Here is a 17,469-nt window from a genome sequence, read left to right as displayed (position 1 = left end):
GCTGACGGACAGCAATGGGCTTCTCTCTCCATAGTGAGGTCCCATGGGCCCCCCTCCATGCCTTGGCCAGCTGTCGATGCTGATCATCTGCTGGTTCGCAGTGATCAGATGCTGGAGCTGGAGCAGCAGTGGCTGGCCAGCGGGCTGCCCGTCGCTGCCTTGATGGAAACGGTCGGCCAGAGGATGGCGGAGTGGTGTCTGCAGCGTCCAGCGCGTCTGGCCCATGGGGTCTTGGTCCTTGTGGGGCCTGGCCATAACGGAGGCGACGGGTTGGTTCTGGGCCGAAAGTTGCTGGAGAGGGGCATCACCGTGCGTGTTTGGGCCCCGTTGCCTCTGCGGCAGTCCCTCACCCGCGATCACTGGCGGCACCTGCTGTGGCTGGGGGTGTCGGTGCAGGAGTCTGAGCCTGACCCCGCAGATCCAGCCTTATGGATTGATGCGCTGTTTGGTCTCGGCCAGACGCGACCCCTGCCCGATCCGGTGGCGCACCTGTTGCAGCAGCGTCAGCTCTGCGCACCCGGACAGTTGATCAGCCTGGATTGCCCAGCCGGTTTGGACAGTGATTCAGGCGCCCCGTTGGGTGCCGCGGTCGCCGTGGCCTCCGACACCCTCACCGTGGCTTTCATCAAGCAGGGACTGGTTCAGGACGCGGCTCTGCCCCTGGCCGGCAGCGTGCATCGCATCGATCCAGGGGTCCCGCCAGGGCTGATGGCTTCCCTGGTGTCTCCCCCCGTGCTTCAGGTGGGGGGCCGAGACCTCGAGACCCTTCCGGTTCCTGCTGAGAGCAGCACGGCGATGAAATACGAGCGTGGACGTTTGTTGCTCATTGCCGGCAGCGACGCCTACCGCGGCGCAGCGCACCTTGCGCTGCGAGGGGCTTTGGCCAGTGGTGCCGGCAGTGTGCGGGCGGCTCTGCCAAGGGCTGTGGATCAACAGCTCTGGCAATGGGCTCCGGAAGTGATCTCGGAGCCCGCACTCGAGTCGGATGGCCATGGATCACTGCTGTGGGGGCCTGCTTTGGAACGCAGCGATCTCAATCGGCTGGATGCCGTGCTTGTGGGACCGGGTCTGGGATCCCTCGAGGGGGTCTGGCGAGGCTGGGCCGAACCTTTGCTGGCCTTCCCAGGCCTTCTGGTGCTTGATGCCGATGCACTCAATCAACTCTCCGGGGAGGTTGAGGGCTGGCGCTGGTTCTTGAAGCGGAGGGGACCCACCTGGATCACCCCCCACCCTCAGGAATTTGCACGACTGTTCCCCTGCTGCGATCAGGGCACTCCGCTGGAACGCGCCGTCGCCGCTGCCGAACGCAGCGGTGTGGTGGTGTTGCGCAAAGGGGCACACAGTGTGATCGCAGACCCCTCCGGATCGGTGCATCAGCTGGTGGGGACGGATCGCCAGGTTGCACGCACCGGGCTCGGGGATCTGTTGGCGGGCTTGGCCGGGGGGTGGGGAGCACGGCTGCAGGCCGCCGCTGGCCCGGTGGATGGGGCCGCTCTGGCCGCGGTGGGGCTGATGCATGCCCAGGCCGCTGGCCGCTGCAGCCGCGGCAGCGGGGCCCTGGTGATCGCTGATGAACTGGCGCAGTTGGTGCGATCAGTGACGAAATGACGTGAGGTGTGAAGTGTTTCTTGAGGTTTCCACACGGGATGAAGCGAACTTCATTGGTTTGTGTCGTTTTCAACGTACGAATCTGAAGGGTTGCTGAAAACACATCCGGTCAGGGGAATTTCATAGGACAGTCGCATCACGCCATTAGTTCATCCCCATGCCCTCAGCCGCAGCCGGGGTTTCTGAAACCCAGAGACGACGAAGCAGTGATCCAATCAGTTGGTATCTCGCAACGATTGGAAGAATTCCTTTGCTGACGCCTGCCGAGGAAATCGAGCTTGGAAACCAAGTGCAGCAGCTGATGCAGCTCACTGAAGATGGGTCGATTGCAGCGGACAGTGATCAGTTTGATGGCAAGCAGCGCCGTTTGATTCGGGTGGGTCAGCGTGCCAAACAACGCATGATGAAAGCCAACCTGCGTTTGGTTGTCAGCGTCGCGAAGAAATATCAGGGCAAGGGTCTAGAGCTTCTCGATTTGATACAAGAAGGTTCTCTCGGTCTTGAACGTGCCGTTGAGAAATTTGACCCCACCCGTGGTTATAAATTTTCCACTTATGCGTTCTGGTGGATCCGCCAGAGCATGACCCGGGCGATTGCCTGTCAGTCGCGCACGATCCGTTTGCCCGTTCACCTCAGCGAACGTCTCACCACCATCCGCAAGGTGAGTTTGGATCTCGCGCACAAGCTGGGAGCCATGCCCAGCCGCCTTGAAATCGCCGAGGCGATGGATATGCCAGTGGAGGAGCTTGACTCCCTGCTCAGACAGGCACTGACCACCAGCAGCCTGGATGCACCAGTGAACGGAGAGGAAGGGCGCAGTTTTCTTGGCGATCTGATCGCTGATTCCTCCCTCGAGGAGCCTCTCGACCGGGTGGAGCAGCGGATGCATCACGAGCAGCTCGGTCGCTGGATGAGCCACCTCAGTGATCAGGAGCAGCATGTGCTCACCCTGCGTTTCGGCCTGAACGGCAACGAACGCCATACCCTGGCCGAAATCGGCCGGCTCCTCGACGTGTCCCGCGAGCGCGTCCGTCAGGTGGAGCTCAAGGCCTTGCGCAAGCTTCGCAATCTCACCCGTCGGGTGGCACCCACGTTCTGAGTTCCGTCTTGCAGACTTCACGGATCGAACCGATCCGTTGAAGCCACCGCTCGTCTATCACGAGGCCTACAGCGCACCCCTTCCCAGCAGCCATCGCTTTCCGATGGCGAAGTTTCGGGAGCTTGAGCGCTGCCTCTTCGAGTGTGGACTGGCGCACGCCGGGCAGATGCATCGCCCCCTACCTGTGCCGCGACGCTGGCTCGAGCTGGTGCATCAGAGGAGTTACCACGAAGCCTTTGCGCGCGACCGCCTCGACCGGCAGGCGCAGCGCCGCATTGGCTTGCCTGCCACGACGCCCCTGGTGCAACGCACCTGGCTCGCTGTGGGTGGCACTGTGCTCACGGCCAGGCTTGCCCTGCGCCATGGCTTGGCATGTCACCTTGCCGGTGGCACCCACCATGCCTTTCCCAATTTCGGCAGTGGATTTTGCATCTTCAACGATCTCGCGGTCTGCGCGCGCGTGCTGATCGAGCAGGAAGGCCTTCAGCGGGTGCTTGTGGTTGATCTGGATGTGCACCAGGGGGATGCCACCGCCCTGATCTTCAGCGGCGATGCGCGCGTGTTCACCTTGTCCGCCCATGCCGCATCAAACTTCCCGTCCCGCAAGCAGGTCAGCGATCTCGACCTGCCTCTCAGCGACGGTCTGGAGGACAGGGCCTACCTGCAGACCGTCGGCGACCATCTTCCCGACGTTTTGGATCGCCTGCGTCCTCAATTGGTCTTGTACAACGCAGGCGTTGATCCCCATCGGGATGATCGGCTCGGCCGTCTCGCCCTCACGGATCTAGGGCTTCTGCAGCGGGATCATCTGGTTCTTGATGCCTGCCTCCGCCGTGGGGTTCCCGTAGCCACCGTGATCGGCGGCGGCTACGACGCCATGATTCCACTGGTGAAACGACACGCCTTGGTGTTCCGCGCTGCGGCGGATCAGGCGCGGCTGCACGGGTTGTGATTCAGTCGTCAGCCCAGATGTAACGGGTGAGTTCGGAGCCATCGGGCTCAGGAGCGTTCAAGGCGAAATCAACGCAGTCTTGAACCTCGGCGTCGATCTCTTTCTCGATCGCCCGGAGCTCATCCGCGCTCACCAGATTGGCGGCCAGGAGATCCCGCTCCAGGGCTTTCAGAGGGTCGCGTTTCGCCCAGAACTGCTTTTCTTCCTCGGCTCTCAACTCGTCCGGGTCGGCGAGGGAGTGGCCTCTGAAGCGGTAGGTGAGGCATTCCAGAACGGTCGGGCCTTCTCCAGCTCGGGCGCGTTCCACGGCTCTCTGGGCTGCGGCGCGGACAGCCAGCACGTCCATGCCATCCACCTCTTCACCCGCCATGCCGAAGGCGCCGGCCTTGCGCCAGATTTCAGGATCGCTCGTGGCGCGATCGTGAGCCATGCCGATGGCCCACTTGTTGTTTTCCACCACGAACAGGATGGGCAGCTTCCAGAGCTGCGCCATGTTCAGGCACTCGAAGAACTGGCCGTTGTTGCACGTGCCATCGCCGAAGAACGCCGCCGTGACGGCATTGCTGCTGGAATCACCAAGGGCATCGCGCTTGTAGCGGCTGGTGAAGGCTGCCCCCAGCGCAACGGGAATCCCTTCGCCGATGAAGGCGAAACCTCCAAGGAGATGGTGTTCCTTGGAGAAGAGGTGCATCGAGCCACCGCGACCCTTGCTGCAACCGGTTTCCTTCCCGAACAGCTCACTCATGACCTCACGGGCCGGGACGCCGGCACTCAGGGCATGCACGTGGTCGCGGTAGGTGCTGCAGAACCAGTCGTGCTGGCGCTTCATGGCGCCGATGACCCCCGTACTCACAGCCTCCTGGCCGTTGTAGAGGTGCACGAAACCGAACATCTTGCCGCGGTAGTACATCTCCGCGCACTTGTCTTCGAAGCGTCGTCCGAGCGTCATGTCCCGGTAGAGCTCCAAACCGGTCGCGCGATCCACCGTGGCTCTCTGGGCGGTGACCAGGCTGGATAAACGCTCGGCATGGGCCCCGACGAGACCGCCCTGGGATGACGTGCGTGATTCGGTGCCCACTGCGATGTCCTGGCTCATGGCACTGCGTGATCGACCACCGACTTTAAGGGGCAATGGTGAATCAATGGGCAAAACCCCAGACACTGTCTACAGTCTGCTGCCAATGGTGAATTTGCTGGTGGACCTGCCCATCGACCATTTCCGGCTGCTGGGCGTCAGTCCCACCGCCGAAGCCGAAATGGTTCTCAGGACCCTTCAGCTGCGTCTGGATCGCGCTCCAGACCAGGGCTTCACCCATGATGCGCTCAACCAACGTGCTGAGCTTCTGCGCCTCTCAGCGGATCTTCTCAGCGATCCCCTCCGCCGACGGGAGTATGAGGCGACGCTGTTGGAACTGGGACGCGACCGCCCCGGCGAAACGGCTGGCTTGGAGCTTGCCTTCAACCGGGAAGTGGCCGGATTGATCTTGCTCTGGGAGGCCCATGCCCCCCACGAAACCTTTCAAATGGCCCGCCAGGCGCTGCAGCCCCCGCAGGCACCGGCTCTGGGCAGTGGCCGTGAGTCGGATCTGTCCTTGCTGGCGGCGCTTGCCTGCCGGGATGCCGCCGGCCAGGACCGAGACCAGCGTCGCTACGAATCGGCAGCGACATTGCTGCAGGAGGGCATCCAGCTGCTTCAGCGCATGGGCAAGTTGCCGGATCAGCGCCAGCTGCTGGAGAGCGAACTCCTTCAGCTCAGGCCCTATCGCATCCTGGATCTGCTCAGCCGCGATCTCGCCGAGCAATCCGCTCGGCGCGAGGGGCTGGCGATGCTGGAAACCTTCATCCTCGAGCGTGGGGGCCTTGAGGGAACGGCAGCGGCTGCTCAAGAGTCCGCCGCGGTGCCCGGCGCCATGGATCAGGGTGCCTTCGAGCTGTTTTTTCAGCAGATCCGCCGCTTTCTGACGGTTCAGGAGCAAGTGGATCTGTTCGGCCAACTGCAGCAAGCCGGCTCGATCGATGCGTCCTTTCTCGGGGTGATGGCGCTCGCGGCGGCGGGTTTCTCCCAGCGCAAGCCCGAACGGGTTCAGGATGCCCGCACCAAGCTCGAGGGCTTGGTGCTTGAGGGCTTCGACACCCAGCCCCTTCTGGGTTGCCTTGATCTGCTTCTCGGGGATGTGGACCGTGCCGAACGTCGCTTTTCCACAAGTGCTGACCCGGCACTGAAAGCCTGGATGGACGATCATCCAGGTGATGGTCTGGCGTCACTCTGCGAGTACTGCCGCACCTGGCTCGGGCGTGATGTGCTGCCGGGTTATCGGGATGTGGATGCGGATGCTGTTGATCTCGAGACCTGGTTCGCTGATCGCGACGTGCAGGCTTACGTGGAGAGCCTGGAACGCAAGCAGGCGAGGCAGGCATCGGCCCCACAGCCTCAAGCTGACGCGTTTCCGCCATTCGGCCTCGATCCCGATGGCACCCTGCCGATGACCATGCCAGCGCCAGCGGTGGTTGACGACAGCAGCGCCTCCCCTGAGGAAGAGGAAGAGGACGAGGGTGTTGCGGCGCCTCCGTTCGCCGGGTTGCGCATGCCCCAGCTGCGCTGGCCAGCGTGGCCCTCACTCTCTGTTCCTGAAATTCCGCGTCCCAGCCGTTCGCTGCTGATTGGTTCGGGTGTGTTCGCTGCGCTGGTGGCAGTGGTCGCGGCCGGCAGTTTGATCGGCCTGCGCCGGGACGCCGATTCCGGTAGCGCCGTTTCAGGCTCTGCCGGTGGTGAGGCGACGGCTCCAGCCAAGGCACCCTCGTCGCCGCAAGCCAATGCTGCGTCTCCCACCGCCACGCTCAAGCCGGAGCCCAAAGCGTCTGGCTCCGCCGTGCCAGCGGTGGCGGCTCCCCTGACGGCGGAGCAACCAACGGCAGCGCAGCTGCAGCGCCTGCTGCAAAGCTGGTTGGATGGCAAAGCTGTCGTCCTGCAAGGTGACGGAACGGCCCAGTCGCGGTTGCAGGCGATCGCCAGGCCTGGATTGATCAGCCAGGTGCGCCAGGAGCGGGCGGCCGATCAGGCCGGCGGTGTGAAGAAAACGATTGAGGCTTCGATCACGTCGGTGCAGCTTGTGAGCGAAACGCCGCAGCGGATCGAATTGCTGGCTGAGGTCGACTACCGCGACCAAACCGCCACCCCAGCGGGTCGCGTCGTGGCGACGACGGAACCATCGATGATTCGCGTGACCTACATCCTGGGCCGGGATGCCGATGGCTGGCGCCTGCAGGCTTATATCCCAGGCTGACCAGGCGTCATCCGGAAGGCTCTGACGGCTTGATGCAACGTGGGAAACAGCTTTTGCTCAAGGGTCGGGCTGTCCATGCCCATGGCCCTCAACCCTTGAATGAACTCGCTGCGGCGTCCGGCGAGCACCAGGCGGATGCCTTCGGATTCCAGGAATTGGTTGAGCTGTTGCAGGGCGTTCACGCCACTGATATCGATGCGATCCATCGGGATGGCATCGACCACGAACCACTGCGGTTTTGGAGTCGCTTCGGCAACGGCTCGGCGGGATTGCTCCAGGAAGTGGTCGGCATTGAAGAACACCAGGGGAGCGTTGAAGCGGAACAGCATCAGGCCAGGAACTGCTTTGCCATCGGGATGGGTCTGCAGGGAATGGAATCCCTGAAGCCCTTTCACCCGTCCGAGCAGCTCCACGCGGGGGCGGGCCGTGTGTTTCACAAATCGGATCACCGCCAGCGCCACGGCGATCAGAATTCCGTTGATCGCCCCCAGGGTCACCACCCCCAGGGATGTGATCAACGACAGAGCAAATTCCTTGCGATCGAGCGTCCAGAGACGCTTCAGGCTGGCCAGATCAAACAGGGAGTAAGCCGCCAACATCAGCACCGCCCCGAGGGCCGCCAGCGGTACAAATTGCATCGGCGCGGTGAACCACAGCAGGATTGAGGCCAACGCTGCTGCCGCCACCAGACCGGTGACCTGGCTTCGCCCTCCACTGGTCACCGCCATGGCCGTGCGTGAATCGGCACCGGTCACGGCGAAACCGCCGGATAGGGCTGAGGCCATGTTGGCTACCCCATAGGCCACCAGTTCCCGGTCCACATCGATGCGGTAGCCGCCGCGGGAGGCGAAGCTTCGGCAGGTGATCGTGCCGCTGGTGAACAACACGAGGGCCACGCCAGCCGAGGATCCAGCCAGAGACGGCAGCGCACTCAGAGGGGCGGAGGGCAGCTTCAGCGGCGGCAGGCCTGCTTGCACCGGGGCGAGCACCGCCACGTTGACGCTGGTGAGATCGAGCAACCAGACGGCGAGCGCGCCCAGCACCAGCACCACCAGGGCTGCGGGGATGCGCGGGAGCAGACGCTGGCTCAGCAGCAGAACGGCAAAGCTGAACAGGCCCAGCAAGAGCGTGGGTGCATGGGTCTGCGGCAGTTTCTGGAGGATCTCCAGCAGCCTGGGAATGATTCCACCGCTGTCCACTGAGAAGCCCAGCAGCTTGCCGATCTGGCCCAGCACAATGCTGAAGGAGATGCCGTTGAGAAATCCGATCAGGATCGGGCGGGAAAGGAAGTCGGCCAGCACGCCGAGGCGGAACAGGCTGGCCAGGATGCAGAACAGGCCGGTGAACAGGGTGAGCACCATCACCATGGCGGCATAGAGCCCTGGATCTCCACCTGCCAGAGGGGTGACCGCTGCCGCGAGCATGGCGCAGGTGGCGGCGTCAGGATTGACCATCAGCTGCCTGGACGTGCCGAACAGGGCATAGGCCAACAAGGGGAGAATGCTGGCGTAGAGGCCGGTCACCGGAGCGAGCCCGGCCAGTTCGGCATAGGCGATCGACACGGGAAGCGCCACAGCGGCTACCGACAGGCCTGCGAACACGTCGCGGAACAGATCTTGAGAGGGGCGATAGCCCCGCAGGGCCACCAGGCCTGGAGCCAAAGAGGCGAGTCGCATGGCATCACGCTCTGCTGCAACCCTAGAAATCACCGCCGAGCCCGGCCACTTTTACGATCAGTGGTCTGCAACCGCCGCGTCAACGATGTTCGATGAGCTGTCAGCCCGCTTTGAAGATGCGGTCAAGGGGCTGAGAGGTCAGGACAAGATCTCCGACACCAACGTGGAGGGAGCGCTCAAGGATGTGCGCCGCGCCCTCCTGGAAGCGGACGTGAGCCTTCCTGTGGTGAAGGCGTTTGTGGCCGATGTGCGCGAGAAGGCCGTTGGCTCTGATGTGGTGCGAGGCGTTAGCCCGGATCAGAAGTTCATCCAGGTTGTGCACGAGCAGCTGGTTGAGGTGATGGGTGGGGGGAACGCCCCGCTGGCCCAGGCCGAGACGGCGCCCACCGTTGTGTTGATGGCCGGTTTGCAGGGCGCTGGTAAAACCACCGCCACGGCCAAGCTCGGCCTGCACCTCAAGGACCAGGGGCGCCGCGCTCTGATGGTGGGCGCCGACGTGTACCGCCCGGCGGCCATCGAGCAGCTCAAGACCCTGGGTGGGCAGATCGGCGTGGAGGTGTTCAGTCTTGGCGCTGATGCCAAACCCGAAGCCATTGCGGCTGCCGGTTTGGCCAAGGCGAAGGAGGAGGGCTTCGACACCCTGCTGGTCGATACCGCGGGTCGCCTCCAGATCGACAGCGAGATGATGGAGGAGATGGTGCGGATCCGCACCGCCGTGCAGCCGGATGAAGTGCTGCTGGTGGTGGATTCGATGATCGGCCAGGAAGCGGCTGAGCTCACCCGTGCTTTCCACGAACAGGTGGGGATCACCGGTGCCGTGCTCACCAAGCTGGATGGCGACTCCCGCGGTGGAGCGGCGCTGTCGATCCGCAAGGTGAGCGGCCAGCCGATCAAGTTCATCGGAACCGGCGAGAAGGTGGAGGCTCTGCAGCCCTTCCACCCGGAGCGGATGGCCAGCCGCATCCTCGGCATGGGTGATGTGCTGACCCTGGTGGAGAAGGCTCAGAAGGAGGTGGAGCTGGCTGATGTCGAAAAGATGCAGAAGAAGCTGCAGGAAGCCACGTTCGACTTTTCCGATTTCGTGCAGCAAATGCGCCTGATCAAGCGCATGGGTTCGCTGGGGGGCTTGATGAAGATGATCCCGGGGATGAACAAGATCGACGACGGCATGCTCAAGCAGGGCGAGCAGCAGCTGAAGAAGATCGAAGCGATGATCGGCTCCATGACGCAGCAGGAGCGGGAGAATCCCGACCTGCTGGCGGGTCAGCCCTCCCGGCGACGCCGGATTGCCCGGGGAAGTGGTCACCAGCCTGCGGATGTGGACAAGGTGCTGGCGGATTTCCAGAAGATGCGTGGCTTCATGCAGCAGATGACCCAAGGCGGAGGCATGCCCGGCATGGGTGGCTTCCCTGGAATGGGTGGCGGTATGCCTGGAATGGGCGGATTCCCAGGGATGGGCGGTGGCATGCCCGGGATGCCCGGGATGCCGGGGGGCATGCCGGCGGGACGGGCTGGGCGCGGGGGCGGGACCCCTCGCCGGCAGCGTCCGGCCAAGAAGAAGAAAGGCTTCGGGCAGCTCTGATCCCCCGGCAAGGTAAGTTGGTTGTTTGGCGCACGTTTCACCTGCGCCGATGTTTCCACCTCAGCAAGCGCCACGATGATCAAGCTCCGCCTGAAGCGGTTCGGTAAGAAGCGGGAAGCGAGCTTCCGCCTCGTGGCGTGCAACAGCACTTCCCGCCGCGACGGACGTCCCCTGCAGGAGCTCGGGTTCTACAACCCCCGCACCAAGGAGACCCGTCTGGATGCCGAAGCGCTGCGTCAGCGTTTGAGCCAGGGTGCTCAGCCCACCGATGCGGTTCGCACCCTGCTTGAAAAGGGTGGCTTGATCGAGAAAACCGTTCGCCCCGCTGAGATCGTCGGCAAGCTCAAGCAGGCGGCGAAGCGCGAAGCGGATGCCAAGCAGGCGGCCAAAGAGGCTGCCGAAGCCAAAGCTGCAGCGGAAGCCGAGGCCAAGGCTGCTGCTGAGGCCGAATCCGCTGACGCGGGTGCAGAAGAAGCACCTGCTGAAGCCTGATCAGCAGCATGTCCGAGGCTGCCTCAGACGGTTGCTTCGTCTTTGACCTTCCCCATACAGAAGCCGTCCTTGCTCTCACGGGAGGCCCTGCCGGTCAGACCCTCCGTCAACTGGAGGCTCTGACCGGTTCCTCTCTGGTGATCCGTGGATTGCAGCTTGTGATCCAAGGCCGTCCAAGCCAGTTGGAGCGCACGGCGGCAACGGTGGAACTGCTGCGCAAATTTTGGCAGGAGGGTGAGTCGATTTCCCAGGTGGATCTGCAATCGGCTTTGCAGGCTCTGGACACAGGACGGGATCGCGAGCACGACGCCATGGGCCAGCAAGTGCTGGCCAAAAATCAACGGGGGGCTCTTTTGCGTCCACGCACGTTGCGTCAGAAGACCTACGTGGAAGCGATGGAGCGCAACGATCTCACGTTTGCTCTTGGACCAGCAGGCACAGGAAAGACGTTTCTGGCCACGGTTTTGGCCGTGCGCATGCTCACCGAGCGCAAAGTGGAGCGCTTGGTGCTCACCCGACCCGCGGTGGAAGCAGGGGAGCGCTTGGGTTTTTTGCCCGGAGACCTTCAGCAGAAGGTGGATCCCTATCTGAGGCCTCTGTACGACGCCTTGCACATGCTGCTGGGCCCTGAAAAAACGGCCGCCATGCTTGAGAAAGGCGTGATTGAAGTGGCCCCGCTCGCTTACATGCGCGGTCGCACGCTGGCGGAGTCGTTCGTGATTCTCGATGAGGCTCAGAACACAACGCCGGCGCAGATGCGCATGGTGCTGACCCGGTTGGGGGAGCGCTCGCGCATGGTGGTGACCGGTGACATCACCCAGGTGGATCTGCCGCCAGGTCAGCTGAGTGGTTTGGTGGAAGCCTCCGAGGTGCTCGATGGCGTGGAGGGGGTGGCTGTTTGCCGCCTCACCGCCGCCGATGTGGTGCGCCATCCCCTGGTTCAGCGGGTGGTGGAGGCCTATGCCCGTCGCGACAAAACCCATCCCCGCCGGGATGGGGCCCCTGCGCGCCGTTCGATGGGGAGATCCGCACCGAGATAAAGCCCACAACCCTGTTGTCGCTGGCAAGATATTTTCAGTGATCTGGGGCGGTATGCCAGCCAGCAGCAATTTCCAAAACGCCATTCGCGAGGCGCAATCCAGCGCCCTCGTTGGGCCCAACGTGGTGAACAAAGCCCTCCCCTACGTGGGAGGCGGCATGGCTCTGACGGCAGCGGGCGTTGTGGGCGGTATGGCCACCATGGCCTCCATCGGCTTTCAAGCCTTCAACGGGCTGTCGCTTGTCGCGATCATTCCCTGGTTCATTCTGTTTTTTGTGGCCCAGAACGCGGCCAGCAAAGCGAACAACGGCACAGCCTTGCCCTTGATGGCAGCGTTCAGCCTTCTCACGGGCTTCACGCTCACGGGCCTCGTTGTGCAAGCGATCGCTGTGGCGGGTGTGGCCTCCATCGGCATTGCAGCACTGGCCACTGGCCTCACCTTTGTGGTCGCCTCTGTGGTGGGCCGGCGCATGAGCGACAGCGTCGGTCAGGCGCTCACGGCTGTGGTGGGCCTCGGTTTGATGGGGCTGATCATCGCCATGGTCGGCATTTTCGTGGCCGGCTTCTTCATTCCCGGCATCTACGCCGCCACCAACCTGGCGATTGCAGGCCTGGGCACGGTGATCTTCGTGGGCATGGCCTTTGTGGACTTCTACACCATGCCTCGCACGTACCGGGATGATCAGTACCTGGCCGGTGCTCTGGGGATGTATCTCACCTATATCAACCTGTTCATCTTCATTCTTCGCTTGGTGATCGCGCTCCAGGGTGGTGGTCGCCGCGACTGATGCCAAGGTGCTGAACGCGAGCTTCAGATGTTGAGCCCCGGCCCTGCGCCGGGGCTTTTTTTGGGCCAAAGTTTGCCGGTGCGTCCCGGCGATTGGCCATAAAAAACCCGGGACAACTCCCGGGAACTAAGCCGACTGATCCCCATCACCCGGCCGTTGAGCCATCACGATAAGGGGCTGATCACAGGATGCGTCTCACCTTCAGATTGCTCTAATAGTGCTGCATCACGTTCCTTCATGTTCGCAGCCACCAGATGTGGTGCTGGATTTTGGTCAGATCTCTGGCTATGGTCAGGTTTCCCCATCACCCGGCCCAAAGCTTCACGCTTTGGGCTTTTTTGTTGCTGACTCACACCAGATCTGGTGTGGACGGTTTGGTGCTTGTCATGTCTCTGCGACGGCCTGAACGGCGTCGCCGATCGCTGCTTTCTGATCGTCGTCGTACCCCCAGCGCTCGAGGAAGCTGAGGTCGTCGCCACGGCTGTGGCTGGCTGCATCGAGCAAAGTTTCCAGTCGCTCCTTCACCCGGTGGCTGTCGAGCTGACGGAGCAGTTCGGTGCAGCGCTGATTCACCCGCTCGGATCCCAGGGCTTGGGCCTCATCGCCGTTGTTGCGGTGGTGCACCACCATCGCCGCGCTCATGGCCAGATTGCGTGCGGTGAGATCCACCACCCCATCGCCCGCTTCACGCAACTTGATCACGAGAGGGTCCGGCAGTCGGTCCATCAAGCTGCTCTCGCCGGCGAGGCTCACCACAAAGAAGCCCCTGGCACCGTCGCGGCTGGCGACCAGTTCGGCCGCGCGATCCGCCATCACCTCATCGCTGATCTCCTCGTCATCCCACTGTTTCAACCAGGTGGCGGCGATCTCCATCGCCTCCTGGAAACTGGGGGTTCGGTCTGTCATGGCCAAGTCGTGCCCGCCCCATCAGGCTATTTCTCTGAATCGGCCAGGGCCGCGACCGCGCAGACTGGGTCCATGCAAGTCACTCCATCAGCGGCGGGTCACCGCTCCGGCTTTGTGGCCCTGATCGGACGTCCCAATGTCGGTAAGTCCACGCTGGTGAATCAGCTGGTGGGCGACAAGGTGGCGATCACCTCTCCTGTGGCCCAGACCACGCGCAACCGCTTGCGCGCAATCCTCACCACCGACGAGGCTCAATTGATCCTGGTGGACACACCTGGGATCCACAAGCCCCACCACCTACTGGGAGAACGCCTGGTGCAGAGCGCTCGCTCGGCGATCGGGGAGGTGGATCAGGTGCTTCTGTTGTTGGAGGGCTGCGAGCCCCCGGGCCGCGGGGATGCCTTCATCGTCAATCTCCTGCGTCAGCAACGGCTGCCGGTGCAGGTCGTGCTCAACAAATGGGATCAGGTCCCCACGGCACAGCGACCGGAAGCCGATGCGGCTTACCGCGATTTACTGGCGGAGTCGGGCTGGCCCATTCATCATTGCTGCGCGCTCACGGGTGAAGGCTGCCCTGAGCTCGTGCAAGCCGTCAGTGCCTTGATGCCCGAAGGGCCCCAGCTCTATCCACCGGAGATGGTCAGCGACCAGCCGGAACGGCTGTTGATGGCCGAACTGATTCGTGAGCAGGTGCTGCTGCTCACCCGGGAGGAGGTGCCGCACAGTGTGGCGGTCAGCATCGACAGGGTGGAGGAGATGCCGTCGAAAGGCAAAGGAGGGGGCCGAACTGCGGTGCTGGCCACTGTGCTGGTGGAGCGCAAGAGTCAGAAGGGCATCCTGATCGGCAAGGGTGGCGCCATGCTCAAGGCCATCGGCCAGGGGGCGCGCTTGCAGATGCAGACCCTGATTGATGGTCCGGTGTATCTGGAGTTGTTCGTGAAGGTCGTCCCCGACTGGCGCAGCAAGCCCCAGAGGCTTGCCGAGCTGGGGTACGCCGAAGAGGGGCGTTGACCCCTGCCCTGCGAGGATGGACCCATGGATGAAACCGCTTTCCCCCCGGCCGATCTGGAGGCCTTTCTGCAAATGTGTGCGGGTCGCTGGATGAGCCTGCGCAGCCGGTTCGATCTGGAGGCTGCCGAGGACCAATGGCACACCAGCGACCGCGGTGAGGTCACCGTGAACGCGGCGCGCCAGGGTTCAACCTGGGCGCTCACCGTGGAAGCGGCTGATGGGGCATCCAGCGAGCTGCTGTTTGCCGCTGATGGTGCGCTGACCTTACGCTCGCAGGCTTCAGAACGCCTGGGGCACTGGCAGTTTCGGCCTGATGCCAGTGTGGAATTGGAGGTGATGGAAGGCGACACCCGCTTGCTCGAGCGCATCTGGTTCATCAAGCCCAACCTGCGGCTGCGCAGCACCACAGCCACGGCGGCGGAGGGAACCCCCGTGCAAGCCCGTTTCTGCTCGGAGATTCGGCGCGTGTCTCCGCCGCAGCCCTGATCAGCGATGGCTCCGTACCGGCTCGATGTGGTGACCCTGGCCCCGCAGGCCTTTGCGCCCATGGGTGAGTTGGGGGTGATCGGGCGCGCTTTTCACGCTGGTCGCGCGGAGCTGGTTCTCCACAATCCGCGCGATCACGCCAGCGATCGCTACCGCAAGGTTGATGATGAGCCCTACGGTGGCGGCGCGGGCATGGTGCTCAAGCCTGAACCGGTGTTTGCGGCCTTCGACGCGATTCCTGTTTGCGGGCGTCGCCGCGTGCTGCTGATGACGCCCCAGGGACATCCGTTGCAGCAAGCGGATCTGCAGCGTTGGGCCACTGACCACGATCAGCTCGTGCTGCTCTGTGGCCATTACGAGGGGTTTGATGAGCGCATCCGAACCCTTGCTGATGAGGAGGTGTCCCTTGGCGACTATGTGCTCACCGGTGGAGAGTTGCCGGCGATGACGATCATCAATGGTGTGGTGCGTCTGCTACCGGGGACGGTTGGCAGTGCTGAATCCCTTGTGGAGGAAAGCCATAGTGATGGCCTGCTGGAGCACCCGCACTACACCCGTCCAGCTGAGTTTCGCGGGATGGGGGTGCCTGAGGTGTTGCGCAGCGGCGATCATGGCGCCATTGCCCGCTGGCGTCAGGAGCAGCGGGAGCAGCGAACGGCGGCGCGCCGACCGGATCTGATGCAACGCTGGCAGCAGCGCTTCGGCGCGGACAATGACTCAGAGCACAGGGCCTGAATGACGCTTCGCATCGGCAACGGCTACGACATCCATCGGCTGGTGGCCGGTAGGCCCTTGATTCTCGGTGGTCAGCGCCTTGAGCACCCCGATGGTGTGGGGCTTGATGGCCACAGCGATGCCGATGTGCTGGTGCACGCGATCATGGATGCTCTGCTCGGGGCGTTGTCCCTGGGGGACATCGGTTTGTACTTTCCGCCCACGGATCCCCAGTGGAAGGGGGCGGACAGCCTGGAGCTGCTGCGCCAGGTTGTGGCACTGATTCAGCAGCGCGGCTGGCAGGTGGTGAATGTGGATTCCGTGGTGATTGCTGAACGCCCCAAACTCAAACCGCACATCGAGGCCATGCGCACCGCCATTGCTGAGGCGATGGGGATTGCGCCTGAGCAGGTGGGTGTGAAGGCCACCACCAATGAACGCCTGGGTCCCGAAGGACGTGAAGAAGGTATTTCTTGTCATGCCGTTGCCCTGCTCAGCCAATGATCACGATCCTTTGCAGCAGGCTGCGCCGTGCGCTGTTTAGGGTTGCCGGACCTTGTTTGGCACTGGTGATCGCATTGGCCGGACACGACAATCTCCGCCTCAAGGCCTTCGCTGACCCCGAGGGTGGTTATGACGTTGCCGTGGTGGAGCACCTGCGCATCCAGGTTCCGGATCAGGCAAGGGATGCCTGGATGAAGGCTGAGCAGCAGAGCTGGGAGCCCTGGCTCGCCAAGCAGAAGGGATTTCTCGGTCGGGATCTGCTGTGGGATCCGCGCACAGAAGAGGGCACGCTGCTGATCCGCTGGAGCAGCCGCGAGGACTGGAAGGCGATTCCTCAGGAGGAGGTGGAGGCCGTGCAGGAGCGGTTCGAAAGGATCGCCCGTGAGGTGCTGGGTCAGGTCCAGGGTCAGGAGAATCCTTTCCCCCTGGTCTATGAAGGCGAGCTTCTCCCTCAGTGACAGTGAAGGAGGCCCGGCTCGACCTTCAGCGCCGACAGCGCCTGGGGATGGTGGAGGCCGTGTGGGGTGAGCACAAAAGTGCCGAGCAGATCGTGGCCATCCTGCGCAGCCTGCGGGCTGCGGGTGAGTTGGCTCTGGTCACTCGGGTGAACCCTGTCAAGGCTGCTGCGGTTGTGGAGGCCTTGCCTGCCGTGCAATGGCATCGCCATGCAAGCTGCCTCACGGATGGATTGCTCCCCACCCCGTCATCGGGGGTGACGGTGGGCGTTCTCAGTGGCGGCACAAGCGATCGACGCGTTGCCGCTGAAGCGGAACTCGCCTTGCAGGTGCATGGAGTGGCCACCGAGGTGATGCTCGATGTGGGCGTGGCTGGCCTGCATCGACTCCTGGCGGTGCTGCCATCGCTGCAGCCCTTGGATGTGTTGATTGCCTGCGCCGGGATGGAAGGAGCTCTGCCCACGGTGCTCGCCGGGTTGGTGCCACAGCCGGTGATCGGTGTGCCGGTGTCCGTGGGCTACGGCGTGAGTGCGGGTGGGCGTGCCGCCCTCGAGGGCATGCTGGCGAGTTGCGCCCCTGGCCTCACGGTGGTGAATATCGACAATGGCTACGGCGCTGCGATGGCCGCGTTGCGCATTCTTCGGGGCAGAGGTTGGAAGGATTAGTGCGTGAATGGATCGGGCAAGAGGTTGGTCACGGGGGCTTCGGGATCAATCTCCAGCGTGGCTTCCACCCAAAGACGCAGAGGACGGGGTAGACGATTCTGCTGATAGCGCTGAAGCGCTTCCATCAGCACGGTGGAATTCACCCAGGAAGGCGTTCGGGCCGGCATTCTGTGCAAGCAGCAACCGCACGGTGCTGGCTGACTTCCAA

18 protein-coding genes are annotated in these 17,469 nt (G+C 63.3%); 14 read left to right on the top strand and 4 right to left on the bottom strand.

The genetic code is table 11. From position 1 onward, the window contains the following. Positions 1-57: 57 nt before the first annotated feature. From SynBMKMC1_RS09505 to SynBMKMC1_RS09495, 3 genes are all read left to right on the top strand, one after another. The gene (locus SynBMKMC1_RS09505) at positions 58-1,608 is read left to right on the top strand and encodes an NAD(P)H-hydrate dehydratase (protein ID WP_186471552.1); all 1,551 of its coding nucleotides are present in this window, start codon (positions 58-60) and stop codon (positions 1,606-1,608) included. 157 nt (positions 1,609-1,765) lie between these two features. After that, positions 1,766-2,707, top strand: coding sequence for an RpoD/SigA family RNA polymerase sigma factor (locus SynBMKMC1_RS09500; protein ID WP_011933634.1), 942 nt, complete (start codon positions 1,766-1,768; stop codon positions 2,705-2,707). 37 nt (positions 2,708-2,744) lie between these two features. Continuing rightward, on the top strand, positions 2,745-3,659 hold the full coding sequence (locus SynBMKMC1_RS09495) for a histone deacetylase (protein ID WP_011933633.1): 915 nt from the start codon (positions 2,745-2,747) through the stop codon (positions 3,657-3,659). A gap of 1 nt (position 3,660) precedes the next feature. Here the strand turns inward: SynBMKMC1_RS09495 and pdhA are convergent, their stop codons facing one another. Continuing rightward, positions 3,661-4,755: a pyruvate dehydrogenase (acetyl-transferring) E1 component subunit alpha gene (gene pdhA / locus SynBMKMC1_RS09490; RefSeq protein ID WP_011933632.1), complete on the bottom strand. Its 1,095-nt coding sequence runs from the start codon at positions 4,753-4,755 to the stop codon at positions 3,661-3,663. A gap of 85 nt (positions 4,756-4,840) precedes the next feature. Between pdhA and SynBMKMC1_RS09485 the strand changes: the two genes are divergently transcribed. After that, a complete protein-coding gene (locus SynBMKMC1_RS09485) occupies positions 4,841-6,943 on the top strand; it encodes an IMS domain-containing protein (protein WP_255486394.1) in 2,103 nt (700 codons plus the stop codon). On the opposite strand, the gene SynBMKMC1_RS09480 is transcribed toward SynBMKMC1_RS09485, so the two are convergent. After that, positions 6,928-8,619 (bottom strand): SulP family inorganic anion transporter, encoded by a 1,692-nt coding sequence (locus SynBMKMC1_RS09480; RefSeq protein ID WP_186471550.1) that lies wholly within the window; start codon positions 8,617-8,619, stop codon positions 6,928-6,930. The genes SynBMKMC1_RS09485 and SynBMKMC1_RS09480 overlap by 16 nt on opposite strands. 85 nt (positions 8,620-8,704) lie before the next feature. Between SynBMKMC1_RS09480 and ffh the strand changes: the two genes are divergently transcribed. From ffh to SynBMKMC1_RS09460, 4 genes are all read left to right on the top strand, one after another. Beyond that, complete coding sequence (gene ffh / locus SynBMKMC1_RS09475; protein ID WP_186471549.1) at positions 8,705-10,201, top strand: signal recognition particle protein; 1,497 nt, start codon at positions 8,705-8,707, stop codon at positions 10,199-10,201. 75 nt (positions 10,202-10,276) lie between these two features. Next, on the top strand, positions 10,277-10,693 hold the full coding sequence (gene rpsP, locus SynBMKMC1_RS09470; RefSeq protein WP_011933628.1) for a 30S ribosomal protein S16: 417 nt from the start codon (positions 10,277-10,279) through the stop codon (positions 10,691-10,693). 8 nt (positions 10,694-10,701) lie between these two features. Then, positions 10,702-11,733: a PhoH family protein gene (locus SynBMKMC1_RS09465; RefSeq protein ID WP_186471548.1), complete on the top strand. Its 1,032-nt coding sequence runs from the start codon at positions 10,702-10,704 to the stop codon at positions 11,731-11,733. A gap of 52 nt (positions 11,734-11,785) precedes the next feature. Then, the gene (locus SynBMKMC1_RS09460; RefSeq protein WP_186471547.1) at positions 11,786-12,520 is read left to right on the top strand and encodes a Bax inhibitor-1 family protein; all 735 of its coding nucleotides are present in this window, start codon (positions 11,786-11,788) and stop codon (positions 12,518-12,520) included. 384 nt (positions 12,521-12,904) lie between these two features. Here the strand turns inward: SynBMKMC1_RS09460 and SynBMKMC1_RS09455 are convergent, their stop codons facing one another. Then, positions 12,905-13,426 carry a hypothetical protein gene (locus tag SynBMKMC1_RS09455; protein WP_186471546.1) on the bottom strand — a complete coding sequence of 174 codons (522 nt, stop codon included), beginning with the start codon at positions 13,424-13,426 and terminating at the stop codon, positions 12,905-12,907. Positions 13,427-13,498: 72 nt separating this feature from the next. Between SynBMKMC1_RS09455 and era the strand changes: the two genes are divergently transcribed. The 6 genes from era to larB are packed head-to-tail and all read left to right on the top strand — an operon-like array spanning position 13,499 to position 17,261. Then, entirely contained in the window at positions 13,499-14,437 is a 939-nt protein-coding gene (era, locus tag SynBMKMC1_RS09450) for a GTPase Era (protein ID WP_011933624.1), read from the top strand. Between the two features lie 24 nt (positions 14,438-14,461). Continuing rightward, positions 14,462-14,923, top strand: a complete 462-nt coding sequence (locus SynBMKMC1_RS09445; RefSeq protein WP_186471545.1) for a phycobiliprotein lyase — start codon at positions 14,462-14,464, stop codon at positions 14,921-14,923. A 6-nt stretch (positions 14,924-14,929) separates the two neighbouring features. Continuing rightward, the gene (gene trmD, locus SynBMKMC1_RS14725; RefSeq protein WP_255486154.1) at positions 14,930-15,658 is read left to right on the top strand and encodes a tRNA (guanosine(37)-N1)-methyltransferase TrmD; all 729 of its coding nucleotides are present in this window, start codon (positions 14,930-14,932) and stop codon (positions 15,656-15,658) included. Next, positions 15,659-16,141 (top strand): 2-C-methyl-D-erythritol 2,4-cyclodiphosphate synthase, encoded by a 483-nt coding sequence (ispF, locus tag SynBMKMC1_RS14720; protein WP_011933621.1) that lies wholly within the window; start codon positions 15,659-15,661, stop codon positions 16,139-16,141. Next, positions 16,138-16,599, top strand: a complete 462-nt coding sequence (locus SynBMKMC1_RS09435; RefSeq protein ID WP_186471544.1) for a TIGR03792 family protein — start codon at positions 16,138-16,140, stop codon at positions 16,597-16,599. Before ispF ends, SynBMKMC1_RS09435 begins: the two co-directional genes overlap by 4 nt. Further along, positions 16,596-17,261, top strand: coding sequence for a nickel pincer cofactor biosynthesis protein LarB (larB, locus tag SynBMKMC1_RS09430; protein WP_186471543.1), 666 nt, complete (start codon positions 16,596-16,598; stop codon positions 17,259-17,261). The genes SynBMKMC1_RS09435 and larB overlap by 4 nt, the downstream gene beginning before the upstream one ends. Here the strand turns inward: larB and SynBMKMC1_RS09425 are convergent. Beyond that, a complete protein-coding gene (locus SynBMKMC1_RS09425) occupies positions 17,258-17,404 on the bottom strand; it encodes a hypothetical protein (RefSeq protein WP_186473498.1) in 147 nt (48 codons plus the stop codon). The genes larB and SynBMKMC1_RS09425 overlap by 4 nt on opposite strands. Between the last annotated feature and the right edge of the window lie 65 nt (positions 17,405-17,469).

The sequence above is a fragment of the Synechococcus sp. BMK-MC-1 genome (genome assembly GCF_014279955.1).
Taxonomy (GTDB): domain Bacteria; phylum Cyanobacteriota; class Cyanobacteriia; order PCC-6307; family Cyanobiaceae; genus Synechococcus_C.
The sequence above is the reverse complement of the archived record's forward strand: the minus strand, read 5'-3'. Positions and strand labels throughout refer to the sequence as shown.